27 protein-coding genes and 1 tRNA gene are annotated in these 24,263 nt (G+C 69.0%); 18 read left to right on the forward strand and 10 right to left on the reverse strand.

Translation table 11 applies throughout. The features are described from left to right. The 11 genes from HS109_19910 to HS109_19960 all read left to right on the forward strand — a co-directional run. The coding region (locus tag HS109_19910; protein ID MBE7524612.1) for a cation:proton antiporter at positions 1-1,161 on the forward strand (1,161 nt) is incomplete at its 5' end. Positions 1,162-1,978: 817 nt separating this feature from the next. Further along, a complete protein-coding gene (locus tag HS109_19915) occupies positions 1,979-2,332 on the forward strand; it encodes a type II toxin-antitoxin system RelE/ParE family toxin (GenBank protein ID MBE7524613.1) in 354 nt (117 codons plus the stop codon). Beyond that, positions 2,319-2,630, forward strand: coding sequence for an XRE family transcriptional regulator (locus HS109_19920; protein MBE7524614.1), 312 nt, complete (start codon positions 2,319-2,321; stop codon positions 2,628-2,630). Before HS109_19915 ends, HS109_19920 begins: the two co-directional genes overlap by 14 nt. A 122-nt stretch (positions 2,631-2,752) precedes the next feature. Next, positions 2,753-2,838 (forward strand) — tRNA-Asn (locus tag HS109_19925). 295 nt (positions 2,839-3,133) lie between these two features. Next, positions 3,134-3,397 (forward strand): hypothetical protein, encoded by a 264-nt coding sequence (locus HS109_19930; protein MBE7524615.1) that lies wholly within the window; start codon positions 3,134-3,136, stop codon positions 3,395-3,397. Then, on the forward strand, positions 3,394-3,810 hold the full coding sequence (locus tag HS109_19935; protein MBE7524616.1) for a PIN domain-containing protein: 417 nt from the start codon (positions 3,394-3,396) through the stop codon (positions 3,808-3,810). Before HS109_19930 ends, HS109_19935 begins: the two co-directional genes overlap by 4 nt. Positions 3,811-4,011: 201 nt before the next feature. After that, positions 4,012-4,725, forward strand: a complete 714-nt coding sequence (locus HS109_19940) for a hypothetical protein (GenBank protein MBE7524617.1) — start codon at positions 4,012-4,014, stop codon at positions 4,723-4,725. A 38-nt stretch (positions 4,726-4,763) separates the two neighbouring features. Then, on the forward strand, positions 4,764-5,399 hold the full coding sequence (locus tag HS109_19945; protein ID MBE7524618.1) for a TetR/AcrR family transcriptional regulator: 636 nt from the start codon (positions 4,764-4,766) through the stop codon (positions 5,397-5,399). Next, positions 5,396-6,580: an efflux RND transporter periplasmic adaptor subunit gene (locus HS109_19950; protein MBE7524619.1), complete on the forward strand. Its 1,185-nt coding sequence runs from the start codon at positions 5,396-5,398 to the stop codon at positions 6,578-6,580. Before HS109_19945 ends, HS109_19950 begins: the two co-directional genes overlap by 4 nt. Then, entirely contained in the window at positions 6,577-7,770 is a 1,194-nt protein-coding gene (locus HS109_19955; protein ID MBE7524620.1) for an ABC transporter permease, read from the forward strand. Before HS109_19950 ends, HS109_19955 begins: the two co-directional genes overlap by 4 nt. Continuing rightward, a complete protein-coding gene (locus HS109_19960) occupies positions 7,771-8,475 on the forward strand; it encodes an ABC transporter ATP-binding protein (protein ID MBE7524621.1) in 705 nt (234 codons plus the stop codon). Positions 8,476-8,580: 105 nt separating this feature from the next. Here HS109_19960 and HS109_19965 read toward each other — a convergent pair whose 3' ends face one another. The 3 genes from HS109_19965 to HS109_19975 all read right to left on the reverse strand — a co-directional run bounded on the left by HS109_19965 (position 8,581) and on the right by HS109_19975 (position 11,876). Further along, positions 8,581-9,360: an isoprenylcysteine carboxylmethyltransferase family protein gene (locus HS109_19965; protein MBE7524622.1), complete on the reverse strand. Its 780-nt coding sequence runs from the start codon at positions 9,358-9,360 to the stop codon at positions 8,581-8,583. A 202-nt stretch (positions 9,361-9,562) separates the two neighbouring features. Then, on the reverse strand, positions 9,563-10,747 hold the full coding sequence (locus HS109_19970; protein ID MBE7524623.1) for an MFS transporter: 1,185 nt from the start codon (positions 10,745-10,747) through the stop codon (positions 9,563-9,565). A gap of 73 nt (positions 10,748-10,820) precedes the next feature. Further along, entirely contained in the window at positions 10,821-11,876 is a 1,056-nt protein-coding gene (locus HS109_19975; GenBank protein ID MBE7524624.1) for a substrate-binding domain-containing protein, read from the reverse strand. A 192-nt stretch (positions 11,877-12,068) separates the two neighbouring features. Between HS109_19975 and HS109_19980 the strand changes: the two genes are divergently transcribed. From HS109_19980 to HS109_20005, 6 genes are all read left to right on the forward strand, one after another. Beyond that, entirely contained in the window at positions 12,069-13,238 is a 1,170-nt protein-coding gene (locus tag HS109_19980) for a TRAP transporter substrate-binding protein (GenBank protein MBE7524625.1), read from the forward strand. Between the two features lie 322 nt (positions 13,239-13,560). Next, the gene (locus HS109_19985; GenBank protein MBE7524626.1) at positions 13,561-14,031 is read left to right on the forward strand and encodes a TRAP transporter small permease; all 471 of its coding nucleotides are present in this window, start codon (positions 13,561-13,563) and stop codon (positions 14,029-14,031) included. After that, a complete protein-coding gene (locus tag HS109_19990) occupies positions 14,001-15,305 on the forward strand; it encodes a TRAP transporter large permease (GenBank protein MBE7524627.1) in 1,305 nt (434 codons plus the stop codon). Before HS109_19985 ends, HS109_19990 begins: the two co-directional genes overlap by 31 nt. A 14-nt stretch (positions 15,306-15,319) precedes the next feature. After that, positions 15,320-16,633: a histidinol dehydrogenase gene (gene hisD / locus HS109_19995; GenBank protein ID MBE7524628.1), complete on the forward strand. Its 1,314-nt coding sequence runs from the start codon at positions 15,320-15,322 to the stop codon at positions 16,631-16,633. 13 nt (positions 16,634-16,646) lie between these two features. Then, positions 16,647-17,420 carry an SDR family oxidoreductase gene (locus HS109_20000; GenBank protein ID MBE7524629.1) on the forward strand — a complete coding sequence of 258 codons (774 nt, stop codon included), beginning with the start codon at positions 16,647-16,649 and terminating at the stop codon, positions 17,418-17,420. 16 nt (positions 17,421-17,436) lie between these two features. Next, the gene (locus HS109_20005; protein ID MBE7524630.1) at positions 17,437-18,432 is read left to right on the forward strand and encodes an alcohol dehydrogenase catalytic domain-containing protein; all 996 of its coding nucleotides are present in this window, start codon (positions 17,437-17,439) and stop codon (positions 18,430-18,432) included. Between the two features lie 203 nt (positions 18,433-18,635). Here the strand turns inward: HS109_20005 and arfB are convergent, their stop codons facing one another. After that, complete coding sequence (gene arfB / locus HS109_20010; protein ID MBE7524631.1) at positions 18,636-19,034, reverse strand: aminoacyl-tRNA hydrolase; 399 nt, start codon at positions 19,032-19,034, stop codon at positions 18,636-18,638. Positions 19,035-19,449: 415 nt separating this feature from the next. Between arfB and rsgA the strand changes: the two genes are divergently transcribed. Next, positions 19,450-20,559 carry a ribosome small subunit-dependent GTPase A gene (gene rsgA / locus HS109_20015; GenBank protein MBE7524632.1) on the forward strand — a complete coding sequence of 370 codons (1,110 nt, stop codon included), beginning with the start codon at positions 19,450-19,452 and terminating at the stop codon, positions 20,557-20,559. Here the strand turns inward: rsgA and HS109_20020 are convergent. The 6 genes from HS109_20020 to HS109_20045 form a co-directional block, all read right to left on the reverse strand. Continuing rightward, positions 20,556-20,696, reverse strand: coding sequence for a hypothetical protein (locus tag HS109_20020; protein ID MBE7524633.1), 141 nt, complete (start codon positions 20,694-20,696; stop codon positions 20,556-20,558). The two genes, rsgA and HS109_20020, sit on opposite strands and share 4 nt — an antisense overlap. 21 nt (positions 20,697-20,717) lie before the next feature. After that, a complete protein-coding gene (locus HS109_20025; protein MBE7524634.1) occupies positions 20,718-21,182 on the reverse strand; it encodes a carboxymuconolactone decarboxylase family protein in 465 nt (154 codons plus the stop codon). Between the two features lie 20 nt (positions 21,183-21,202). Then, entirely contained in the window at positions 21,203-22,039 is an 837-nt protein-coding gene (locus HS109_20030; GenBank protein ID MBE7524635.1) for an isocitrate lyase/phosphoenolpyruvate mutase family protein, read from the reverse strand. Positions 22,040-22,126: 87 nt separating this feature from the next. Then, on the reverse strand, positions 22,127-22,858 hold the full coding sequence (locus HS109_20035) for an amino acid ABC transporter ATP-binding protein (GenBank protein ID MBE7524636.1): 732 nt from the start codon (positions 22,856-22,858) through the stop codon (positions 22,127-22,129). After that, the gene (locus HS109_20040; GenBank protein MBE7524637.1) at positions 22,839-23,495 is read right to left on the reverse strand and encodes an amino acid ABC transporter permease; all 657 of its coding nucleotides are present in this window, start codon (positions 23,493-23,495) and stop codon (positions 22,839-22,841) included. The genes HS109_20035 and HS109_20040 overlap by 20 nt, the downstream gene beginning before the upstream one ends. After that, complete coding sequence (locus HS109_20045) at positions 23,492-24,211, reverse strand: amino acid ABC transporter permease (GenBank protein ID MBE7524638.1); 720 nt, start codon at positions 24,209-24,211, stop codon at positions 23,492-23,494. The genes HS109_20040 and HS109_20045 overlap by 4 nt, the downstream gene beginning before the upstream one ends. Positions 24,212-24,263 lie beyond the last annotated feature (52 nt).

A 24,263-nucleotide genomic window follows, 5' to 3' on the forward strand; every position in this document is an offset into this window, starting at 1 on the left:
TTGATCGCCAAGTTCGCGCTCATCTTCGGGCTGATCGTCATATTGCCGCGAGTTGCGGAGCACGTGGGGCTCCCGGGCGTGCTTGGGGTGCTGCTCGGCGGCGTGCTGCTCGGTCCGGCTGTCCTGGGGCTGCTGAACCCGGAAGGCAAAGCAATCGAACTGTTCGCTGAGCTGGGCAAGCTGCTGCTGATGTTCTTCGCGGGCTATGAAATCAATCTCTCCCAGCTTCGCCGCTCCGGATTGCGCGCCGGGATCTTCGGCGTCCTCACCTGTGTCCTACCCCTGGCGCTGGGTTTCGGCGTGGCGCGCGCCTTCGGTTACTCGACCAACGCCGCGGTGCTGATCGGCTCGCTACTCGCCTCCCATACGCTGCTGGGGCTGCCGATCGTGCGTCAGCTCAACTTGCTCGAATGCGATGCAGTCGTCATGACCATCGTTGCCACCATCATCACCGACATAACGGCCATGCTGATTCTCGCCGTCACGCTGTCGGTGCACACGGCGGGCTTTTCGCCCGCGCATATGGCGACGACACTCATCGGCATTGGAATCTATGTTCCGACTGTCGTGTTCGGGCTCAGTAGCTTCACGCGGTTCATAGACAGCAGGACGCGGCTGCCGGAGCTTCGGCTCGGGGTGATGATCGCGATGATCGCAATCGCGGCCTCGCTCGCGCAGGCAATTGAGTTGGAGGGCATCGTCGGCGCGTTCCTGACGGGGATCGCCGTCAAGCGCGCGGTTGGGGAGAATCGCGTTACCGAGTCGCTTCGAACGATAAGCGACGCCCTGTTCATTCCGGTATTCTTCCTTGCCACGGGATTCCTCGTCGACTTCAAGGTGTTGGGGGAAACGCTCTTGAACCATGCACCCTTGGTCGCGGCGATTGTCGGCGGCCTCGTGTTCGCCAAGTATCTCGCCGCCCGCGTGGCGGGAATGTTGTTCAAGATTGGGCGCGACGAGGTTCGGCTCATGTGGGGCCTCACGCTGCCGCAGGTCGCGGCAACCTTGGCGGCGGCGACAGTGGCCTACCGGGCAGCAGGCCCGGACGGGAGCACCCTGATCGACGAGAAGATGCTAAACACCGTCGTGGTGCTGGTGATAGCCACATCGATCCTTGGCCCCGTGCTGACGCGGCGTTTCGGCATCCGCGTTTCGCGATAACGCGTGACGCTTGCAGCGCATGGACAACATTTCGCACGACATCCAGTTGGCGCCATGCCTTGAGCGCAGCGGTTGCCGTGCAGGGCAACGGCAGGGTGGCCACGTCGGCGATGGAGAAACTGGGGAACGCATTTGTATGACCCCTTTTGGCTGAGACTAAAGTCGGAAACGGGTTGATTGCCGCAGTGCTAAGGTCCGCTCTCACGCAAGATGCCGCAGCTCGGAATGACTGCAAGACTTGTCTCGCGATGCAAGGCTTTCGCAAGACTTTGCTGACTTCCGCCACGGCACGATACGGTCGAAAATCCTTGCAGGGGGCGTTCGACCTGTTAGACATCAATAAGTTACGAGGCAGGCTTCGGACTACGAACCAGGAGGTCATTGAGCGGGGCTTACACACCCCAACTCGGGACGCCAAGTTGCGGCGGCGCTGGTCCGTCATAATGGCTTTAAGGCGCATTCACGCGCTTTCTCGCGACTGCGCGACAGGGCCAATTTGATCGATGGGCAGGTGTATACGAAAATGTAGCTGCGCTGTTTTGCATGCCCCTGTGTTGCACTGCATTCGACTGCTACAGTGAAGTTGCGCGGACACCGTAAGCAGTTGAACTAACAATAAAATTAAGTTTCCATTTTGCGGACTGTTAATCCGCAGGTCCCAGGTTCGAGCCCTGGTCGGGGAGCCACGAGACTCATTTTCTGCGATAGCGCCTACCTCATCATTCACGTGGTGGCGAAACGCTATGAGCGCGGCAGCAGGACGCAGCCCCTCGCGGCGAGGCATTGACAATATGTACCGTATACGGTACATTACGCTCTGCCGACGCCGCAACGACTCGACGCCGTCTTCTTTCGATCGGAGAGCGGCAGCGAACCCGTTCGCGAGTGGCTGAAGAGTCTGCCGAAGGATGAGCGCAAGGCGATCGGCGAGGACATTGCTTACGTTCAGTTCAAGTGGCCGATCGGCAAACCGCACGTCGACCACCTGCGCGGAGCCGTCTGGGAGGTTCGGACGTCGCTGGCCAATCGCATCGCGCGGACACTGTTCGCGGTCGAGGGGCGACAGATGGTGCTGCTGCATGGGTTCATCAAGAAGACACAGCAGACACCGAATGAAGATATCAGGTTGGCAGAGAAACGCTTCAAGGAGTGGCAACATGGCGAAACGTAACCCGCGCACCGGTTCCAGATTTGACGATTTCCTGAAGGAGGAGGGTATCTTCGAAGATGTTCAGGCGAAGGCTCTCAAGCGCGCTCTCGCCGAACAACTGGAGGAGAGCATGCAGGCGGCCAAGCTGACAAAGCTGGACATGGCAAGGAAGATGGCTACCAGCCGCTCGCAGCTCGACCGCGTATTGGATCCAAGCAATGTCTCGGTTCAGTTGGATACCCTCATCAAAGCCGCGCGAGCGCTTGGCAAAGAGATAGAGATCAAGATCAAACGCGCCACAAAGAAGGAGACGGCATGAACGGCGCCCGTTTGAATCCGGCCTGTTCAAAACGGGGTCTATTAAGTCGACGTATCTGCCCGTCCAGGGGCGTCAAGTCCCATTACGTGCCAAAAAACTGACCCCACCGAGAATGGCATAAGTGCTTGATTGCTTTTCTTATTCCGACCTCGGCGGCGACGGACTGTTAATCCGCAGGTCCCTGGTTCGAGCCCAGGTCGGGGAGCCAAATCATCGACGGGTTGCGTCTTCCAGACGCAATCCGTTTCAATTTCGAGCGCTCGCTCGTTGTTGCTTGGCCGCCGTTTGCCGGGTTTGTCCGTTCAGGGTAGTGGACCGACCGATGAGACGGACGGACTTCGGCCCATCCGGCACTTTCCGGATCGATGCGGCCAAGCGATCTGCGCTGACCGATGGGCCGTTGCCGGCGCTGCCGGGCAGCGAGCACGCGCAGCACAAGGCGTCCCGTGGCTCGCCACGACCGCTCCCTTGCGATCGTGACCAGAGTTGACTATCATGTGACCATGACCGGGATACGCATCGCCGACCTGAAGAGCCGCCTGAGCGAACATCTGCGCAAGGTGCGGGCAGGTGGTTCGTTGACGATTCTGGACCGGGATACGCCGATCGCGCGCATCGTTCCGTGGAAGGCAGGCATTGGCCCCCTCAGGCTTCGGGCGCCCGTACCGGGAGCGCCGAAACTCCAGCGCGTGCCTCTTCCGCCACCCCTCAGGTTCCGTGGAGACGTCGTCAGGCTGCTGATGGAAGAGCGGCAAGGCGATCGGTGATCGCCTACCTCGATTCGTCGGTATTGCTGCGTGTCGTCGTTGGCCAGCGCGACGCTCTGAAGGAATGGAGCCGGGTCACGCTGGGCATCGCCTCGGCGCTCGCGGAAGTGGAGTGTCTTCGAACGCTGGACCGATTGCGCCTGGCGCAAGGATTCGCCGACGAGACGATCGCGGAACAGAGGGAGGCGGTATACCGGTTGTTGGAGGCCATGGAGATCGTGGAGATTACCCACCCGGTTCTGGCGCGCGCTGCCCAACCGCTCCCGACGGCGCTGGGAACGCTGGATGCGATTCATCTCGCCACGGCGTTGCTGTGGAAGGAGCAGGCGGGGAAGGACCTGTCGATGGCGACGCACGACGCGGCATTGGCCATCGCCGCGAAGGCAAGTGGGCTGCGCGTCATCGGCGCGTAAATGGCGCTGTCGCACTCGGGTCGGCGCGGGCGAGGGCCTCGCCACCGGGTGGGGAAGCGGCCTGAACCCCCGGCGGCCACCCAAACTCCTCCACTCGTGGCCACCCCAAATACCTCCACCTGATCGAGCATAGCTGCGCCTGATCGGGGCGCCGCGCGGCGGGACGTTACCGTTGCCCCTCGCCATCGTGAGGGGGAAGGAGTGAACGTCTTGAAGCCGGAGTTGTTGACCACGATTCGCACGCTGCTCGCGCAGGGTGCGACGCAGCGGGAGATCGAGCGATTCACCGGGGTGGATCGCAAGACCATCCGTCGCTACCAGCGGGCAAATTCCTCCGGGGTGGCCACCGGCGCGGAAGCTGGGGACGAGCAAATTCCCCCACCCCGGCCACCGGCGCCGACGCTGTCGGCGTGTGCGCCGCACCGGGCCTGGGTCGAGGCCCAGGTCGAGCTCGGGCGCAACGCCGTGAGCATCTACCAGGACCTGGTGGAACTGCACGGCTTCGCCCACTCCTACAACTCGGTGAAGCGCTTCGTGGCGAGCCTCAAGCGCCGCGCACCGGAGCGCTTCGACGTGCTCGAGTTCCTGCCCGGGGAGGAAGCGCAGGTCGACTACGGCCAGGGCGTGCCCACGCTGCACGCCAACGGCAAGTACCGCCGCCCGTACGATGAGTTCCGGATCGTCGGCACGCTCGACGACGAGCGCCCGGCGCCGGCCAGCGGCACGGTCGGACAAGAGTGCCCGGCGGGTGCAACGGCATCGGCATGCGCGAATTCGATGACGCCGTCCGTCGCCGCCCCGGGAAACCGGGCGCACGATGATCCGTGGCGCAGCGTGGAAATGCTCCGGGTGCGACATGCGCTGCTCCTCGGGTCGGAGGGTCTTGCCAATCTCGGCCGTTCACGCTTAAGCTAGTACTTGATTACTTACTTTCAAGCGCCCACCTTCGACGCATGGATACGACCACCGCTGTCCGGGCCGTCCCGCGCCACCGCCTGCCCACCGACGAACGGCGGCGCGAGATCGTCACCACCGTCCTGGCGCTGGCGCGCGAGCGCGGTCCCGATGCCATCACCACGCAGGCGATCGCTGACCGGATCGGCGTGACGCAGGGTGCGGTCTTCCGGCATTTCCCGGACAAGGAGGCGATCTGGCTCGCCGTCTTCGCCTGGGTGCGCGAATCGCTCGGTGCGGTGTTCACGGCTGCGATCGAGAAAGGCGGGACGCCGCTCGCCAGGATCGAGCAGGCGTTTCACGCGCATGTGGCGTTCGTCGCGGCGAACCCGGGCGTTCCCCGTGCGATCTTCCACGAACTGCAGTACCCCGGCGATTCGCCGGTGCGCACCGAGGTTCGCGCGATGATCATCGCGTACCGCAAGCGACTGGCATCGCTCTTCACCGAGGCGAAGGCGGCAGGCGAGCTTCCCACCGACCTCGACACCTCGCTGGCGCCGGTGCTGTTCATCGGCGCGGTACAGAGTCTGGTCATCCAGTCCGCGCTGGCGGGGGACGAGGCCGGAATGCCGAAGCGGGCGCGTCGGTTGTTCCCGCTGCTCCTCCACGGCTATCGCGGGCGCCGGAAGCCATGAACCTGCGCCTCGATCGCAAGGCGGTGCTAATGGTCGCCGGCGCGGCGATCGTCGTGCTGCTGGGCTGGCTGGCGACGAGTCAGGGACCGCTGGCACCGTCCAGGGTGACCGTGGCGAAAGTCGAACAGGGCCCGCTGGTCGCGAGCTCGTTCGGCATCGGTACGGTCGAGGCACGTCGCAGCTACGCGCTCGGTCCGACGGTGGCGAGCCGCGTGGCCCGCGTGCTCGTCGATCAGGGCGACAGGCTCGTGGCCGGACAGTTGCTCGCGGAACTCGACCCGGTCGATCTCGACGACCGCGTCGCGAGCGGGCAGCTCGCGGCCGAGCGTGCAGCGAGCACCATCCGCGCCGCGGAAGCCCAGTTCGCGGAGGCGTCCAGCCGCGCGCAGGTTGCGGTTGCGAGTGCTCGCCGCTACGCCGAGCTGCGCGCGCAAGGGTTCGTCAGCCAGGAAGCCGTCGATGTCAGGGAATATGACGCGAACGCCGCGAAGGCGGCCGTGGACGCTGCGGCAGCGCAGCTCGCGGCGGCGCAGAGCGACCGGGAACGCGCCCTGGCCGATGTCGCCGGGGTCGGCAAGCTGCGTGCGCAGGCCCGGCTCGTGAGCCCGGTCGCCGGCATCGTCAGCGCACGGCTGGTCGAACCCGGAAGCACGATCGTCGCCGGACAGGCGGTGGTGACGGTCATCGACCCGGCGAGCCTGTGGATCAAGGCGCGCATCGACCAGGGCCAGGCCGGCGGCGTGCGCGTCGGCCAGTCCGCGGAGATCGTGCTGCGCTCGGACCCGCGACGCGCCTATCGCGGGGAGGTGCAGCGCGTCGACTGGATCAGTGATGCGGTAACCGAGGAACGGATCGTCAACGTCGGTTTCGCGGCGTGGCCCGAAGCGATGTCGGTCGGTGAACTGGCCGAGGTGACGATCCATACCGCTCGCCTTCCCGACGTGCGTTCGGTGCCGGCGGCGGCGGTGAAACGGCTGGATCGGCAGCACGGCGTCTGGCAGGTGAACGATGGGCGCATCGCGTTCCGGCCGGTCAGGACCGGCATCACGACGCTCGACGGACGTACCGAGATTCTCGACGGGCCGGCAACGGGCGACGAGGTCGTCGTGCACAGCGAGCGAGCATTGCGGCCGGACGCCAAGGTCAAGGTCGTCGCGGCGATCATCGGCGCCCAACCATGATCAATCTCGCCGGTCGCGACGTCCTGCACGGCTGGGGCAAGTTCGTCTTCACCGGCCTGGGGCTCGGACTGCTCGTCGGCCTGACGCTGTCGATGGCGGGCATCTACCGCGGATTGGTCGACGACGGCAGGGTCCTGCTGCAGAACGGCGGCGGCGATCTCTGGGTCGTGCAGCGCGACACGCTCGGTCCCTACGCCGAACCGTCGAACGTGCGCGACGACGCCTACCGGGCGCTCCTCGGCGTCCGAGGCGTGGCGGACGCCGGCAACGTCACCTACCTCTCGATCCAGGTCCAGCATGCCGGCGGCGACGTCCGCGTGATGCTCGTGGGCTTCCAGCCGGGACGTCCCGGCGAACCCGGCTACCTCGTGGCCGGACGTCCGATCACGCGCTCGCACTACGAGGCGATCGCCGACATACGTGCCGGCTTCCGGCTCGGCGAGCGCATCCGCATCCGCCGGCACGAGTACACGGTGGTCGGGTTGACGCGCCGCATGGTGTCGTCGGGGGGCGACCCGATGGTCTTCGTGCCGCTGCAGGACGCGCAGGAGGCGCAGTTCCTCAAGGACAACGACGCGCTGGTCAACGAACGTGCGCGTACCGCCGCCAACCCCGCGTTCAACCGCCCCGGCGTGCCGGGATTGCTCGAGGCCGTGCAGGCGAGCCAGGCCGGCAGCCGTAACGTCAACGTCGTCATGCTGCGGCTCGCGCCCCACGCCGACGAAGCGGTCGTGGCGCGCGAGATCCGCCGCTGGAAACACCTTGAGGCGTACACGCGATCCGACATGGACGAGATCGTGGTCGCCAAGCTGATCGCCACGTCGGCGAAGCAGATCTTCATGTTCCTCGTCATCCTCGCCGTGGTCAGCGCCGCGATCGTCGCGTTCATCATCTACACGATGACGCTCGCCAAGGTGCGCGAGATCGCCGTGCTCAAGCTGATCGGCGCGCGCAACCGCACGATCGCCGGGATGATCCTGCAGCAGGCGCTCGGATTGGGCGTGATCGGCTTCGTCGTCGGCAAGACGGTGGCGACGCTGTGGGCGCCGGTTTTCCCCAAGTACGTGCTGCTGCTCCCCGGAGACGCGGTGCTGGGCGCCGTGCTGGTGCTGGCGATCTGCGCGCTCGCGAGCATCGTCGCCATCCGCGCCGCGCTCCGTATCGATCCGGCGACGGCGATCGGAGGATAGATGCACCCGGCGATCGAAATCAGCGGGCTCACCAAGCGCTACGGCGAAGGCGACGCGGCAGTGGACGCGCTGAAAGGCGTGGACATGATCGTTCAGCCCGGCGAGGTCGTCGGGCTGATCGGGCCGAGCGGCTCAGGCAAGAGCACGCTGCTGAAATGCCTCGGCGCGGTGATCGAGCCGACGTCGGGCCGCATGGCGCTCGCCGGGGAGACGATCTACGACAACGGCTGGCGGGTGGCCGACCTGCGCGCGCTGCGGCGCGACCGCATCGGCTTCGTCTTCCAGGCCCCTTATCTCATTCCGTTCCTCGATGTCACCGACAACGTCGCGCTGTTGCCGATGCTGGCGGGCATGGGCAACGGCAGGGCCCGCGACCGGGCGCGGGAGATGCTGGCGGCGCTGGACGTCGGACATCGAGCGCAGGCGCGGGTGCCCCAGCTTTCCGGCGGTGAGCAGCAGCGCGTCGCGATCGCGCGCGCGCTGGTCAATCGGCCGCCGATCATCCTCGCCGACGAACCGACGGCGCCACTCGACGGCGAGCGGGCGCTGGCCGTGATCCGGATCCTGAACGAGATGGCGCGGCGGTTCGCGACGGCGATCATCGTCGTCACGCACGACGAGAAGATCATCCCGACGTTCCGGCGGATCTACCAGATCCGCGACGGCCGGACCTACGAGCAGATGGGCGAGGCGCGCGCGGCCTGAGCCGCTGCGAGGGAGCGGAATCGCTCCGGGTTTCCCGGGGCGATTCACCACGCGATGCGGCGAGCCGGGGCCGGCGCTGGCGCAACGATTCGTCCACCTGGCGATTCATCGCGGGACCTTGCTGCGGGCGTTGTCACCGCCGGTCGTTGGCGCGGCGGAACCGAAGCGCGGGACGAGCATCCCGGTGCGCTCGCGGTAGCGGCGATACCTGTCCCCGAACTGGGCGATCAGATCGCGCTCCTCGAACCAGATGCCCACGAGGATGCAGGCAGTCGTCATCGCCGCGAACAGCAGGTGGCCGGCGGTCATCACCGGCGCCGCCCAGAACACGAGGATGAGGCCGACGTAGAGCGGATGCCGCACGTGCCTGTAGAACAGCGGCGTGCGGAACTCCGGCGCGGGGATCGTGCGGCCGCGCAGGTCGGCCCACACCTGCCTCAAGCCGAACAGTTCGAAGTGGTTGATGAGGAACGTGCTGACCAGGGCGACGACGAAACCCAGCCAGAACACGGCGCGAATCACGATCGCGGCGCCCGAGCCTTCGACGTTCCAGATCACCGGCGAGACGATCGGACGCCATTGCCAGAACAGCAGGCACAGCGCGAGCGACGCAGCGAGAACGTAGGTGCTGCGCTCCAGCGCCTGCGGCACGATGCGGGTCCACATGCGCTTGAACGCGGGACGCGCCATCACGCTGTGCTGCACGGCGAAGAACGCCAGCAGATGCAGATTGACGATCAGCGCCGTCGCGAGCGGCCCCGGCGCGCCGGCGTCGATGCCCTTCGGCACGACGATGTTTCCGACGAAGCCGATCGCGTACAGGAACGTGCCGAGGAACAGCACGTAGACGACCGAGCCGTACAACAGCGAGAACCAGCCACCCATGGCGCACTCCTTGTCGTTGAACCGGGAACAGGAGGCGAACTATCCACCGGAGTCCGGCGGCCGGGGTGTTTCAATTGTCGCGTAGCGGTCCGCCGAGAGCCCACGGCGCGTTCCATTGGTTGCGAGACCAATCTGACGACCGGTCATCCGCGCGCAGAAGGTCGCCGGTTCGCCCGTGTCGATGTACCGCGGCGGGTACGCATCAGGTGCGTCCGGCCGAAACCCGACGACGGTTCTGCAGCGCGAATGCGAACGCCGACCCGACGAAGAGCAGCAGGCCGCCCGCGGCGGCGATGACCGGGCCGGTGCCGATCCGCTCGACCAGCGACCCGGCGAGCGTCACGCCGGTCGAATGCCCGACGAACAGGATGCACGCGAACAGCGCGAGGCTGCTGCCACGCTGCGCGGGCGCCATCTGCGTCGCGTTCACCTGCAGCGTGTTGTGCAGCATGTAGAAGCCCAGTCCCCCGACGAGGCACGCCAGTGCCGCGACCGCCGGGGTCGACGGCAGCGCGAGCACCCCGAGGCACAACGCCAGCAGCACGCCTCCGACCGCGGCGAGTCCGGGTTCGCCGAGGCCGCGCACCAGGAGCGGCGAGAGCGCGGCGAACACGAGGCCGCCCGCCGCGAAGAGCATCACCACCGTGCCGGCCGCCGTGAGCGGAAGCCCGTAGGTCAGGTGCAGGTGCGTCGGCACGAACGCCAGCGCGCCGACCAGCAGCAGTCCTTCGACATAGACGGTGAACAGGACGACGCGCGACCAGCCCACCTCGAGCACCGCGACGTAGCGCCGCAGCGCGCCGTCCTGGTCGTGCGCCGCGCTCCGTTCCTGCGCGGGAACGAAGCGCCGCAGCAGCAGCGCCGCCGCGGCGAACCATGCCGCGAGCGCGACGAAGACGGGTCCGCTGCCGTAGAGATCCGCGCCGACGCCGCCGAGCACCTGTCCGAGCGCAATGCCGAACATCTGTCCGATCAGGTAGCGCGCGAGCACGCTCTGCCGGCGTTCGTAGGGCACCACGTCGCCGATCCAGGCGAGCGAGAGCGGGATCAGCGCACCGGCCGTCGCGCCGGCCAGCGCGCGCGCGACGACGAGTGATGCGAGGCTGGGCGCGAAGGCGCAGGCGAGCGACGTCAGCGCGCAGGCGAAGGTCGCGATGGTGATGACGCGATACTTCCCGTAGCGGTCGCCGACCGGGCCGTAGATCAACTGGAACAGGCCGTAGGCGATCGCGAACGCCGTGACGGTCTGTGCCGCCGCGGCCAGTCCCGTGTCGTGCTCGCGCGCGAGATAGGGGATCAGCGGATCGCAGACGCGCAGCGCGGCGGAGGAGCCGCAGCCTGCGATCGACAGCGCGACGATCGACCGGGTCGGGATTCGCGCTGTCATCGAGCACGGGCGCGTGGCGGGTGGCCGTACCCCTTCATGCGCGCGTCCCGGCGACGCGGTGCGCGCCGCACATTCACCGGCGCACCGCAGCGGTCGACGCGGATGCGCGGCGACCGGCCGGTGCGCATGTCGGCACCGGTCCGGTGCTGAGGCGAACGACGAGGTCGATGCCGAGCACGACCTGGCGCGGGTGCGGGCGCGCTTCGATGCGCGCAACCAGCGCCTCGGCCGCACGCTCGCCGATCGCCTGGGCCGGGAATCGCACGGTGGTCAGGCCCGGCGTGACCAGGCCTGCGATCTCCTGGTCGTCGAACCCGGCGACCGACAACCGGCCCGGCACGTCGATGCCGGCCTCGCGGGCGTGCTTCAGCATGCCGATGGCGATCGCGTCGTTGCCGCCGACGAGCGCGGTCGGACGCTCCCGGGCATCCAGGATCGAGGCGGCCGCGACGGCGCCGGCTTCGATCGAGTACGGGCACTCCCGAAGCCAGGCGGGCGGGATCGCGATTCCATGCGCGGCCAGGCGCGCCAGCACGCCTTCGGCGCGCGCGCGTGCGCGGTCGTTGGTCGCCCGCAGACCGGCGACGAGCGCGATGCGGCGGTGACCGAGGCCGACGAGGTGGTCGACCACGAGCGCGCTCGCCGCGCGGTTGTCGAAGCCGACGGACCAGGTGCCGCGCGGAACGTCGGCGTTCCACCCGACGACGTAGGGCGTCTGAGTGCGCCGCAGGAGTTCGGAGAGCGCGCGCGAACGCTGCAGGCCGACGAAGAACAGGCCGTCGACGCCGCGCGCCACGAGTTCGCGCGCGAGGCGCGTCTCGGCCTCGAGGTCGTAGCCGTGGCATGCCAGCACCAGCGTGTAGCCGCGATCGGCCAGTGCGGTCTGCAGTCCCTGCGCGGTCAGCGCGAACGAGGTGTGGTCCAGCGTGGGCAGCAGCGCGCCGATCATCCTGCTGCGGTTGGACGCGAGCGTGCGCGCGGCCGCGTGCGGCACGTACGACAGTTGCGCGATCGCCGCCTCGACGCGGGCGAGCGTGCCGGTGCGCAGGAGCGCGGGCTGCGAGAGCGCGCGCGACACGGTCGCGGGGGAGACACGGGCGAGGCGGGCGACGTCCTCGATCCGGGCCACGGATCTCGCGTTCGGGCGGTCTGGCATGTCGGGGCGCGCGGCTTCGCTGCGTCGCAGCTTGACAGCGGATGATAACGCCCATAGGCTCGGTCTGAAAGCGCTTTCATTCGCAGGGGCCCGCGGCCGCCGGTCACGGGGATCGGCCCGCAGGCGATGCTGCGGGTCTCAAGTCGACTCGAGGAGGAACGCGGCATGGCAGGCAACGATCCGCGGGCGCTTGCGCCCGTCCGTCCGGCAAGCACCGAGCGTCGCCGCTTCATGCGCGCCGCCGGCCGCTATGGATTCACGACCGCGGTCCTCGCCTGGACCGGCGGGACCCTGTGGTCCGACGACGCGCTCGCGCAATCCGCCGCCGACGAGGAGGCGAAGCAGAAGGCCGCGAAGTACACGATGATCTTCGCGACCGAGTACAAGATCGAGGACGTGGTCCGCTATCCGGTCATGCAGGCGGCGTTCAAGGCGAACGTCGAGGCGGCGTCGAAGGGGATGATCTACGTCAAGCTGCACCCGGCGGGCCAGCTCGGCGTCGGCGCCGCACTGGCCCAGAAGATCCAGGGCGGGACGGTACAGGGCGGGGCGGTGTCGCTCTCCAATTTCTCGCCGTTCGCACCTTCCGTCGACCTGATCAACATCCCGTTCTGGTGCGGCGAGAACCAGAAGTTCGCCAATCTCGTCACCTCGGCCGCGTGGAACGGCGAGATCACGCCGAAGGTGACGGCGAAGGGCTACAAGCCGATGTTCTACTTCACCGTCGACCCGCGGACCGTGTCGACGCGCAAGGGCTACAAGCAGGTCCGCACGCCGGCGGACATGCAGGGCATGAAGATGCGCGTGCCGCCGTCGCAGCTCCTGCAGCAGTTCTACCGGCTCGCCGGTGCGAACCCGACGGTCGTACCCTGGGGCGAGACCGCGACCGCGATCAAGCAGGGCGTCGCCGATGGACTCGACCCGGCGGTCTCCGCGCTCGCGACCTTCGGGTTCCACGACATCCTGGGCAACGTCACGACGGTGCGCTCGGTGTCGGACGCGCAGATGTTCGCCGCCAACGCCGCGTGGTACCAGGCCTTGCCGAAGGACCTGCAGGTGGCGTTCGACGCGGCGAGCGACAAGACCCAGGTCGAGAGCTTCGCGCAGATCGCGCCCGCGCGCGAGGTCTCGATGAAGATGATGCGCGAGGGCGGCGCGAACTTCTACAACCCGACGCCCGCGGAGTTCCGCCAGTGGGTCGATGCGTGCGGCGAGCAGCGCAAGGAATGGGACGAGTTCAAGGTGCGCCTCGCCGGTTCGCTCGCCGCGTTCGACAAGCTGCGGACCGCCGCCGACACCAAGGGCCCGATCACGGTCGGCGACTACACCGGCTGAGCGCCGACCGGCCGGGACGGGCGCGCGTTCGTCCCGGCACCCCCCGATGAACGACACCGCGCCGATGCAGCGTGGGCGCCGTCCCGCGTCCCTCAAGATCGCGTTCGCCCTCTATGGCGCCTACGCGGCCTACGTGCTCGTCGCCGCGGCGATGCGGAAATCGACCGGCAGGCCGCTGCCGCTCCAGCTCGGCGATGTCGGCGAGTTCCTGCTCGTGCTCGTGGCGACCCTCTGCTTCGTCGCCGGCGTGCTGCGGCTCGAGCCCGGCCGCGAGGAGCGCGGCGCCTGGGCGCTGCTGGACGAGAACGGCGAGCGTTACGCGATGCTCGTCTTCTACGTGCTCTGCTGCTTCGTGATCGTGCAGGAGGTGCTGCGCCGCTTCGTGCTCAACTACTCGTCCGCCTGGGCCGAGGAGATCGCGCGCTACGCCTTCATCTACCTCGGCTACGTCGGCACGGCGTACGCGGTCAAGGAGCGGGCGCACATCCGCTTCGACATCCTCATCGGCCGCGTGCCGGACCGGGCGCGCGCCCTGCTCCATGCGCTGGCGGAGGTCGCGACCATCGTGTTCGCGGTCGTCGCGTTCTGGTGGTCGATGCACACCGTCGCGCAGCTCCTCCGGTTCGAGGGCACGACGCCGGTGCTGCGCATCAACAAGGCCTGGTTCGCGGCAGCGGTGCCGATCGGCTTCGCGCTCGTCGCCCTGCGATGCCTCCAGGCGCTGAAGCGTGACCTCGGCGACTTCGCGGCCGGCCGCGCGCCCTGGGCCGGCAAGTCCATGTTCGAGGAGTAGCGGTGGCCGTCGTCCTGTCGATCGTCCTGCTGTGCGTGCTGCTCGCGCTCGGCGCGCCGTTCTGGGTCGCCATGGGCCTCGGCACGGTGACCATGCTGGCCTCGACCGGCGTGCTGCCGCTGACGCTGGTCGGCGAGGCGCTGTTCGACGGCGTCGATTCGTTCGCGCTGATCGCCATCCCGCTGTTCATCCTCACCGGTGACGCGATGGTGCGCAGCGGCCTCGGCATCAAGCTCCTCAACTTCGCGGAGGCGAGCTTCGGCAGCTTCCGCTCCGGCTTCGGCACGTCGACCGTCATGGGCTGCGGGCTGTTCTCGTGCATTTCCGGCTCGGACGCGGCCGACGCGGCGGCGGTGGGCCGGCTCACGATGGATCGGCTGGTCGAGAAGGGCTACCCGAAATCCTACGCCTGCGCCCTCGTCGCCTCCGGGGCCTGCACCGGGATCCTGATCCCGCCGTCGATCGCCTACATCATTCTCGGGCTCGTTCTCGGCATCTCGTCGGCGACCCTGTTCCAGGCCGCGTTCGTGCCCGGTGTCATGGTGCTGCTCGCGGTGATGCTGACCAACGCGATCGTGAACCGGGTGAAGGGCTACGAGCGCTCGGTCGGGCGTTTCGACTTGGCGCGCTGGCGCGCGGCGCTGTGGGACGCGAAGTGGGCGCTGGCGATCCCGGTGATCATCCTCGGAGGGATCTACACGGGGACCTTCACGCCGACCGAGTCGGCCGCCGTGGCCGTCGCGGTCGCGCTGGTCGTCGGGTTCCGGCAGAAGACCATCGGCTGGAAGGACGTGCCGGCGATGCTCGGGACCTCGGCGCGCGTCTGCGGGGTCATCCTTCCGATCATCGCGGTCGCGCTGCTGTTCGCGCAGGCGCTCACCGTGCTCGACATCCCGCAGAGGTTCGTCGCCTTCGTCATGTCCTTCGGCGTCGACCGCAACAGCGTCATCGTGCTGATGCTGCTGATCTGGGTCGTCTCGGGCATGTTCATGGAGGCGAGCCCGAACATCGTCGTCCTCGGCCCGCTCCTGCTGCCGCTCGCCCAGAAGGTGGGCATCGATCCGATCCACTTCTGCGTGTTCATGATCTCCACGCTCGGGCTCGGCTTCATCACGCCGCCCTTCGGCCTCAACCTCTTCGTCATGTCGGGACTCACGCGCACGCCGGTCACCGCGATCGCGCGCGAGGCGCTGCCGTTCGTCCTGGCCGTGGTCGTCGTCTCGACGATCATCGGCTTCGTCCCCGAGCTCTCGCTCTTCACCCTGCGCCGCTGACGGCGCACGCTCCCATGGCCACCCATCTGCTCAAGCGGGCGTCGAAGACGCCCGAGTCCGAGACCGGCAACGCGCGCGAGGTCGCCGGCGCGATGCTCGCGGAGATCGAGCGGCGCGGCGAGGACGCCGTCCGCGAGTACGCGCGCACGCTCGACGGCTGGACCGGCGACATCGTCGTGACGGACGCCGAGATCGAGCGGCGCACCGCGGCGGTGCCCTCGGACGTGCGGCGCGACATCGACTTCGCGACCGACCAGGTGCGCCGCTTCGCGCTCGAGCAACGCGCGTCGCTGCACGAGTTCTCGGTCGAGCTGGAGCCGGGGCTCGTCACCGGCCAGCGGCTGATCCCGGTGAACGTCGCCGGTTGCTACGTCCCGACCGGACGCTACGCGCACATCGCGTCGGCCTACATGAGCATCGCCACCGCGAAGGCCGCGGGCGTGCCCCGCGTCGTCGCCTGCTCGACGCCGTACCGCGGCGAGGGCATCCACCCGGAAGTGCTCTACGCAATGAAGGTCGCGGGCGCCGACGTCGTGATGACGCTGGGGGGCGTGCAGGCCGTGGCGGCGATGGCGTTCGGGCTCTTCGGCGGGCGGCCGGCCGACATCATCGTCGGACCGGGCAACAAGTACGTCGCCGAGGCGAAGCGGATGCTGTTCGGCCGCGTCGGCATCGACGTGTTCGCCGGGCCGTCCGAGGTCTGCGTGATCGCCGACGACTCGGCCGATCCCGCCATCGTCGCCTCGGACCTGGTCGGGCAGGCCGAGCACGGACACGAATCGCCGGCCTGGCTCATCACGACCTCGCGGCGCATCGCCGAGGCGGTGCCGCCGATCGTCGAACGACTGGTCGCCGCACTGCCGCCTACCGCCCGCGACGCCGCCGGCGCCGCCTGGCGCGACTACGGCGAGATCGTGCTCTGCGAGTCGCGCGAGGAGGCGGCTGCCGTGTCGGACCGCTACGCGCCGGAGCACCTCGAAGTGCACTGCCGCGACTTGGATTGGTGGCTCCACCGCTTGACTGCCTACGGCTCGCTGTTCCTCGGCGAAGAGACAACGGTGGCGTTCGGCGACAAGGCGTCCGGGCCGAACCACATCCTTCCGACCAAGGGCGCGGCGCGCTATTCGGGCGGGTTGTCGGTGCACAAGTTCATCAAGACGGTGACCTGGCAGCGGATGAGTCGCGACGCCAACCGCCGGATCGGCCAGGTGACCGCGCGCATCTCCCGACTCGAAGGCATGGAAGGTCACGCGCGCACCGCCGACGACCGGCTGGCGAAGTACTTCCCGGACGAGACCTTCGACCGGGGCCTGCCGGTCCGGGACTGAAACGGGGCGCGCCGTGCATCAGGCGATCCGCGGACTCTTCGACCTGTCGGGGCGGGTGGCGCTCGTCACCGGCGGCAATTCGGGCATCGGGCGCTCGCTCGCACTCGCGCTCGGCCGCGCGGGCGCGCGCACCCTCCTCGTCGCGCGCCGAGCGGAAGAACTCGACGCGGCCGTGCGCGAGTTCGCGGCCGACGGCATCGAGGCGCACGCGCTCGCCGCGGACCTGACCGATCGGGCGTCGATCGCGGCGCTGCCGGCGCGCGCGATTGCGGCGGCCGGAGCGCCGGACGTTCTCGTGAACGCCGCGGGCGTGAACATCCGCAAGCCCTTTCCCGACCTCGACGATGCGGACTGGGACGCGACGCTGGCGCTCAACCTGACCGCGCCGTTCCTGCTCACGCGCGCGTTCGCGCCGGCGATGGCCGCGCGCGGCCGCGGCCGCATCGTCAACATCGCGTCGCTGCAGTCGGTGCGGGCCTTCGCCAACAGCGGACCCTACGGCGCGTCGAAGGGCGGCATCATGCAACTGACGCGGGCCACCGCCGAGTACTGGTCGCGCCGCGGCGTCACGTGCAACGCGATCGCTCCCGGATTCTTCCCGACGCCCCTGACCGGACCGGTGTTCGCCGACCCGGCGCGCGCGCGGGCGATGGCCGATCGCACGATGATCGGCCGCAACGGCGAACTCGACGACCTCGCAGGCACGGTCGTGTGGCTCGCGAGCGACGCGTCGGCCTACGTGACCGGCCAGACGATCTTCGTCGACGGCGGCTTCTCCGCCGGTTGACACGGAAGGCGACACGATGAAGGCATTGATCTACACCGCGCCGAACGAAATGACGCTGATGGATGCTCCGCGTCCGGCGCTCGTCGACGGCGAGGTCGTGCTGCGCGTCGACGCGGTCGGCATCTGCGGATCCGACATGCACGCGTTCCACGGCCACGACCCGCGGCGCAAGCCGGGTTTGATCCTCGGTCACGAACTCGCCGGTACGATCGTCGAGGGACCCGGCGCGGGTCGTCGCGTGACCGCGAACCCGCTCATCACCTGTGGAACCTGCGACTGCTGCGTGCAGGGACGCAACAACCTGTGCAGCCATCGCGCGATGGTCGGCATGACGCGGCCGGGCGCGTTCGCCGAGTACATGGCGATCCCCATCGCGTCGCTGATCGACATCCCGCAGGACATGGATGCGCGCGTGGCGGCGCTCACGGAGCCCGCCGCCACGGCCTGGCACGCCATCCACCTCGCGGCGCGCTCGCTCGTTCGACCGCTCGCCGAGGCCGAGGTCCTGGTCATCGGCGGCGGCGCGATCGGGCTGCTGTCGGCGTTGCTCCTCGGGCACTGGGGCGTGCGCGTCACGCTCGTCGAACGGAACCCGCTGCGCCGGGCGTCGGCGGCGACGCACGCGGGGTGCCGCACGCTCGACCCGTCCGTCGGCTCCGGCGGCGCGAAGGAGAACGCGTACCCGTTCGTGATCGACGCGGTGGGCGCGAAGATCACGCGCGACTCGGCGCTCGCGGCGGTGCAGCCGGGCGGCGTCGTGCTGCACATCGGATTGCAGGACTGGGCGAGCGAAATCGACATGCGCAAGCTCACGCTCGCCGAGATCACGCTCGTCGGCACCTACACCTACACGACCGCCGACCTGCGGGGCACGGTCGCCGCGCTCCATGGGGGATCGTTCGGCGACCTCGGTTGGGTCGAGGAACGCGCGCTCGACGATGGCGCCGGGGCGTTCCAGGACCTCGACCGCGGGCGCTCGGCCGCCGCGAAGATCGTGCTGCGACCGCATTGACCGCGCGCTCCGGTCGCGATGTCCGGCATTCGGCCTTCTGCGGAGGCGGTTCTCCGGAAGGTGGACGGCGCAGCGCGTCCGGCGGGCTACGCGAGGCGAGAGCGGTGATCGCGAACGCCCCGAGCCCTCAACCTCGCGCCGGACACGGTCGCTCGGAAATCGTGAACGAACCTGGTCGGGCTGCAGCGATCGTTGAAGGCTCCTCAGTCGACCGGCTTGCGGCGGTTCGCCTTGACCTGGCCGCGCCGGACTTTCGCGTCGACGCGGCGCCGCTGCGAGCCGGGGGTGGGCTTCGTCGCGCGCCGCGGCGCTTCGACGTGCGCCGCGTCGTCGACCAGCGCCTGCAACCGGGCGTACGCGTCGGCCAGGTTGCGCTCCTGCGTGCGGTGGCGCTGCGCCTTCAGCACGAGGACGCCGCCCTCCGCGATGCGCCGGTCGCCCGACGCCAGGATCCGCGCCTTCACCCGCTCCGGCAGCGACGATGCGCCGACGTCGAAACGCAGGTGCACGCCGGTCGCGACCTTGTTGACGTTCTGCCCGCCCGCGCCCCGGGAGCGGATTGCCGTCCAGGTGCATTCCGCGGGATTGATCGCGATGGGCATGGCTCGTGGGTGGCGCCGGAAGCGTTTCCGGCGCCGGAGTGCGCGCACTATACCCGCGGCACGTGAGGGCTCGTGACCGCGCGGCGAACGGCCGTTGGCGGCGACGTGGATGCTGGACATCGACCCGATCGTGTGGATAATGGCGCCTCCCGTGCGCGCCCGCGCACCCTACCGAGGAGGACGAACATGGCACCCCACGAGACCGTCCTTCCCGCCGGCCGCCGTTCCGCGCTTCGTCCGCAGTCGCACTGACCCACTTCCGGCACGGGCTATCCCGCCCGCGCCCTCGCGTTCCGCGCCCGAACTCCGGGCGGCCGCCGGCGTTTCCCCCGCATCGAAGCGACGGATGCGCCTTCGCGCGCGTCCCTTCGGCGGCGTTGTTGCGCCGCCCGCAGGATTCGAGGAACGCAGGAACATGCCGGATCACGACCCGGCGGCCCTGGCCGCCATCGGCTTCAACGAAGGACTCGCCACGCGCGTCCGCGCGCTCGCGGCGGGGCTCGACCATGCCACGCGTGCACGGCTCGCGCGCGTGACCGAAGTGCACCGCGAGACCGTTGTCGTCGACGACGGAACGCATGCGCATGCCGCGCGACCGCATCCGAAGCTCGTGCGCCTGCTCTCGGACTCGTCGACCGCGCTCGCGGTGGGCGACTGGGTGTTCGTCGAGGGCGACGGGCACGAGCGGTGGATCGTCGCGCGGGTGCCGCCCGCCACGCACCTCGCGCGGCGCGACGCGGACGGCCGCCGGCACCCGATCGTCAGCAACGTCGATGTCGCGCTGCTCGTGATGGGCCTCGACGCCGACTTCAACCCGCGCCGCCTCGAACGCTTCGTCGCGCTCGTCCACCACGACGCGATCGCGCCGGTGGTCGTGCTCACCAAGGCGGACGTCGCGCGCGCGGCCGGCGACGACGTCGAGTCGCGCACGCAGGCGATCGCCGCGCGGCTGGGCGGCCACATCGCGGTGGTCGCCGTCGATGCGACCGACCCGTCGGCGGCCCTGATGCTCGGGCCGTGGTGCGAACCCGGGCGCACACTCGTCCTCCTCGGCTCGTCCGGCGCGGGCAAGTCGACGCTGACCAACACGCTCGTCGGCGCGGCGGTCCGCGACACCGGTCCGGTGCGCGAGGTCGATGGGCGCGGCATGCACACGACGACCGCGCGCACGCTGCTGCGGCTCCCGGGGGGCGCGTGCATCGTCGACACGCCCGGGGTGCGCACGCTCAAGCCGGACGGCGGCACGTCGCTCGCCGGCGCCTTCGCCGACGTCGAGGCGCTCGCCGGCGAGTGCCGCTTCAACGACTGCCGCCACGAGTCGGAACCCGGGTGCGCGGTGCGCGACCGGGTCGATCCCGATCGCCTGCGGAACTGGCACAAGCTCGAGCGCGAGCACGCGCGCGACACCATGACCGCGCTCGACCGGCGGCGGATGGTGGGCGAGTGGAAGGCGCGCGGACGTGCCGCGGCGGTGCGCGCGCGGATGAAGCGGGGATTCGACGGCGGCGGGGGAGACGGAGGCTAGGTTTCCGGCCGTCGCTGCATCTTCACGTCGGACAACTCCTCGTCGACGAGCCACTTGCCGCGGAAGGCGATGGCCGACGAGACCGGCATGGTGAAGCCGCGGCTCGTGAACTCTCCGTCGCCGGCGACCGGTGCCACGGCGCGTCCGGCGGCCGAAGCTCAGCGCTTCGCGTGCGGACTCACGTAGTCGCCGACCGGCGTGCGGAACGCGACGTTCATCCGGTTCCAGCCGTTGATCGCGACGATCGCGAGCGTGAGGTCGACGAGCGCCTTCTCGTCGAAGTGCGCGCGCGCGGTCGCGTACACGTCGTCGGGCACGTCGCCGCCGGTGAGGAGCGTGACCGCCTCGGTCCAGGCCAGGGCGGCGCGCTCGCGCTCGCTGTAGCAGCGCGCCTCGCGCCAGACCGGCAGGAGGTAGAGGCGCTGCTCGGTCTCGCCGCGCGCGCGGGCGTCCTTGGTGTGCATGTCGAGGCACCACGCGCAGCCGTTTAGCTGCGAGGCGCGCGACTTGACGAGTTCGAGCAGCGGCTCTTCCAGCCCGCTCTTGTGGACCTGCTGCTCGGTGTGGAGCATCGCCCGAAATGCCTCGGGCGAGGCCGCCTTGTAGTCCAGTCGTGGTTGCATCGTCGATCTCCTGCGGTGGTTCAGTCGTGCGGAAACAGTTTCTGCATGTCAGCGTACCCGAATGCGGTCTCGAGATGGTCGACGCGGCCGCTCTGTCGCAGTTCCATCGCGGCGGAGCGCGCGGCCGACAGCGCAAACGTGGCGAGCCGGGTGGCGGTGCTGACCCGCGCGACGCCGAGCCGGCCGAGCTCCGCGAGGTCGGGCAGCCCGGCGCGTGCGCCGACGTTGACCGGCGCGTCGATCTCCGCGCACAGCCGCGCGATCGCGGCGGGATCGGCGAGCGCGATCGGATAGATGCCGTCGGCGCCGGCCGCGAGGTAGGCCCGCGCGCGCCGCAGCGTCTCGTCGATGCGGTCGGTCACGCTCGCGCCACCGCCCACGATCCAGGTGTCGACGCGCGCGTTGATGAAGATCGGCACGCCCATGTCGCGTGCTGCCCCTCGCGCCGCCGCAATGCGCCGCGCCGCGTCGTCGACGTCGCGCAGCGATTCGTGCCGGATGCCGTCTTCGAGGTTGATGCCGGCCACGCCGGAGTCGATGACCGCGCGGACGTTCGTCGCCAGCGCCTCCGGCGACGCGCCGTACCCGGCTTCGAAGTCGGCGCTGACCGGCAGCGGCGTCGCGCGCACGATGCGGGTGATTGCGGCGACGACCTCGGCGAGCGGCGCGGCCTCGCCGTCCGCGTAGCCGAGCGACCACGCCACGCCGCCGCTCGTGGTGGCGATCGCGTCGAAGCCGAGGCTGGAGAGCATCCGCGCGCTGCCGGCGTCCCAGGCATTGGGCAGCAGCAGCACGCGGCGGCGGTCGTGCAGCGCGCGAAAGCGCGCGACCCGTTCGAGTTGTGCTTGCCTGGCCATGTCGGGTCTCCCGCCGCCGATGATCGTGGGGTCGCGCGTGCCGCGGCGGTCCACGCCGCCGCCGGCGACAACGATACCCCGCGCTCGCTACTTGAGCGAACTCGCGAGGAACTGGCGGAACTCCGCGGTGGCGGGGGTCGCGAACAGGCTCGCCGACGCCCCGATCTCCCACACGCGGCCCTCGTTCATGAAGACCACGACGTCCGCGACGCGCCGGGCGAAGTTCATCTCGTGGGTGACCAGCAGCATCGTCATGCCGTCGCGCGCGAGATTCTCGATCACCGACAGCACCTCCTCGGTGAGCTGCGGGTCGAGCGCGGAGGTGACTTCGTCGAACAGCATCACCTTGGGCTTCATCGCGAGCGAGCGCGCGATCGCCGCCCGCTGCTGCTGCCCGCCGGACAGGCTGTCCGGATAGGCGTCGATCTTGTCGAGGAGCCCGATGCGCGAGAGCGTTTCCTCGGCGACCTGCCGCGCCTCGTCGCGCGAGCCGTGCTTGACGATGGTCGGGGCGAGCATGATGTTCTCGCCGACCGTGAGATGCGGAAACAGGTTGAAGCTCTGGAACACGATGCCGACGTCGCGTCGCAGCGCGCGGAGCTTCGCCGGGTGGTGGTCCATGACGTGACCGGCGACCTCGATGCGGCCGCGGTCGACGGTCTCGAGTCCGTTGAGGCAACGCAGCAGCGTGCTCTTGCCCGAGCCGCTGCGACCGAGCAGCGCGACCACGGCTCCCGCCTCCACTTCGAGCGAGACGCCCTTCAGCACCTCGTTGTCGCCGAAGCGCTTGTGGACGTCCTCAACCGACACGATGGACACGGAATCTCCCCTCCAGATTGCGGCTTGCGCGCGACATCGGATAGCAGATCGCGAGATAGATCAGCGCGACCACGGCGAACACCTTGAACGGCTGGAAGGTGACGTTGTTGATCAACTGGCCCGCACGCGTCAGTTCGACCACGCTCACGATCGACACGATCGAGGTGTTCTTCACGAGCTGGACCAGGAAGCCGACGGTGGGCGGCAGCGCGATGCGCACCGACTGCGGCAGGATCACGTAGCGGTACTGCTGGGCGCGCGACAGCGCGAGCGAGGCGGAGGCCTCCCACTGCTGCCGCGGTACCGACTCGATCGCCCCGCGCCAGATCTCGCCCAGGTAGGCGCTCGCGTAGAGCGACAGCGAGATCGAGGCCGCGACGATCGGCGGGAGTTCGAAACCCGCGTAGGACAGGCCGTAGTAGGACAGGAACAGCAGCATCAGCACCGGCACGCCCTGGATCACGCCGATCCAGGCGCGCGCCAGTTCGCGCACCGCGCGGATCCGGGCGACGCGCGCGAGCGCGACGACCAGCGCCAGCGCTCCCCCGAGCGCCATGGCGACGACGGTCAGCACCAGCGTCCAGCCGGCGGACTGGATCAGGAACAGGATCTCGTCGATGCCGAAGGGCCGGATCATGGTGCCGTGGATGCGCCGCTACTCGGGAACCGTCTCCCGAAGCCGAGGGGCGCCCGGTCCAGGCGCAGGAACGCGTGGCCGACGAGCGCGAGCACGAGCTTGAACGCGAGCGCGAGCCCGAGGTACATGACGGTCACCAGCATGTACACCTCGAGGGCGCGGAAGGTGTTCGACTGGATTAGCGCCGCTCCGCCGCTCAACTCCTCGACCGAGATGAACGAGCAGACGCTGGAAGCGAGCATGATCAGGATGTACTGGCTGGTGAGCGAGGGCCACACGCGCGCCACGGCGGGGCGCAGGATCACGTGGCGGAAGACCTGCGCGCGGGTCATCGCGAGCGACAGGCCGGCCTCGATCTGCGACCGATGCACCGATTCGATGCCCGCCCGGAAGATCTCGGTGCTGTAGGCGCCGAGGTTGATCGTCATGGCGAGCAGGCCCGCGTACTCCGCGGTCATGCGGATCCCGAGGGCGGGAAGGCCGAAGAAGATGATGTAGAGCTGGACCAGGAACGGCGTGTTGCGGATGAGTTCGACGTACACGTCCACCGGCCAGGCGCGTCCGGGCCGCGCCATGCTGCGGACCATCGCCGCCGCGAGACCGATGGCGCTGCCGAGCACGATCGCACCGACCGACAGCTTGACGGTCAGCCACAATCCTTCGAGCAGGATCGGCGCCTCGGCGAAGACCGGCGCGAACTGGAGTTGCGTGGCCATGGTTGCCGGCCGCCCGGCCGCCGGAGTCGCGCCGGCGGCCGGATCGGATGGG

Source organism: Burkholderiales bacterium (assembly GCA_015075645.1).
Classification (GTDB): domain Bacteria; phylum Pseudomonadota; class Gammaproteobacteria; order Burkholderiales; family Casimicrobiaceae; genus VBCG01.

What these genes read in the sequence shown, in the direction of transcription:
- HS109_19930 (MBE7524615.1), top strand. Translation starts at nt 3,134, where the DNA reads ATGACCGGGATACGCATCGCCGACCTGAAGAGCCGCCTGAGCGAACAT.
- HS109_20045 (MBE7524638.1), bottom strand. Translation starts at nt 24,211, where the DNA reads ATGGCCACGCAACTCCAGTTCGCGCCGGTCTTCGCCGAGGCGCCGATC.
- HS109_20005 (MBE7524630.1), top strand. Translation starts at nt 17,437, where the DNA reads ATGAAGGCATTGATCTACACCGCGCCGAACGAAATGACGCTGATGGAT.
- HS109_20025 (MBE7524634.1), bottom strand. Translation starts at nt 21,182, where the DNA reads ATGCAACCACGACTGGACTACAAGGCGGCCTCGCCCGAGGCATTTCGG.
- HS109_19985 (MBE7524626.1), top strand. Translation starts at nt 13,561, where the DNA reads ATGCTCGTCTTCTACGTGCTCTGCTGCTTCGTGATCGTGCAGGAGGTG.
- HS109_19970 (MBE7524623.1), bottom strand. Translation starts at nt 10,747, where the DNA reads ATGACAGCGCGAATCCCGACCCGGTCGATCGTCGCGCTGTCGATCGCA.
- HS109_19950 (MBE7524619.1), top strand. Translation starts at nt 5,396, where the DNA reads ATGAACCTGCGCCTCGATCGCAAGGCGGTGCTAATGGTCGCCGGCGCG.
- HS109_19945 (MBE7524618.1), top strand. Translation starts at nt 4,764, where the DNA reads ATGGATACGACCACCGCTGTCCGGGCCGTCCCGCGCCACCGCCTGCCC.
- hisD (MBE7524628.1), top strand. Translation starts at nt 15,320, where the DNA reads ATGGCCACCCATCTGCTCAAGCGGGCGTCGAAGACGCCCGAGTCCGAG.
- arfB (MBE7524631.1), bottom strand. Translation starts at nt 19,034, where the DNA reads ATGCCCATCGCGATCAATCCCGCGGAATGCACCTGGACGGCAATCCGC.
- HS109_19920 (MBE7524614.1), top strand. Translation starts at nt 2,319, where the DNA reads ATGGCGAAACGTAACCCGCGCACCGGTTCCAGATTTGACGATTTCCTG.
- HS109_19965 (MBE7524622.1), bottom strand. Translation starts at nt 9,360, where the DNA reads ATGGGTGGCTGGTTCTCGCTGTTGTACGGCTCGGTCGTCTACGTGCTG.
- HS109_19980 (MBE7524625.1), top strand. Translation starts at nt 12,069, where the DNA reads ATGGCAGGCAACGATCCGCGGGCGCTTGCGCCCGTCCGTCCGGCAAGC.
- HS109_19955 (MBE7524620.1), top strand. Translation starts at nt 6,577, where the DNA reads ATGATCAATCTCGCCGGTCGCGACGTCCTGCACGGCTGGGGCAAGTTC.
- rsgA (MBE7524632.1), top strand. Translation starts at nt 19,450, where the DNA reads ATGCCGGATCACGACCCGGCGGCCCTGGCCGCCATCGGCTTCAACGAA.
- HS109_20030 (MBE7524635.1), bottom strand. Translation starts at nt 22,039, where the DNA reads ATGGCCAGGCAAGCACAACTCGAACGGGTCGCGCGCTTTCGCGCGCTG.
- HS109_19960 (MBE7524621.1), top strand. Translation starts at nt 7,771, where the DNA reads ATGCACCCGGCGATCGAAATCAGCGGGCTCACCAAGCGCTACGGCGAA.
- HS109_20040 (MBE7524637.1), bottom strand. Translation starts at nt 23,495, where the DNA reads ATGATCCGGCCCTTCGGCATCGACGAGATCCTGTTCCTGATCCAGTCC.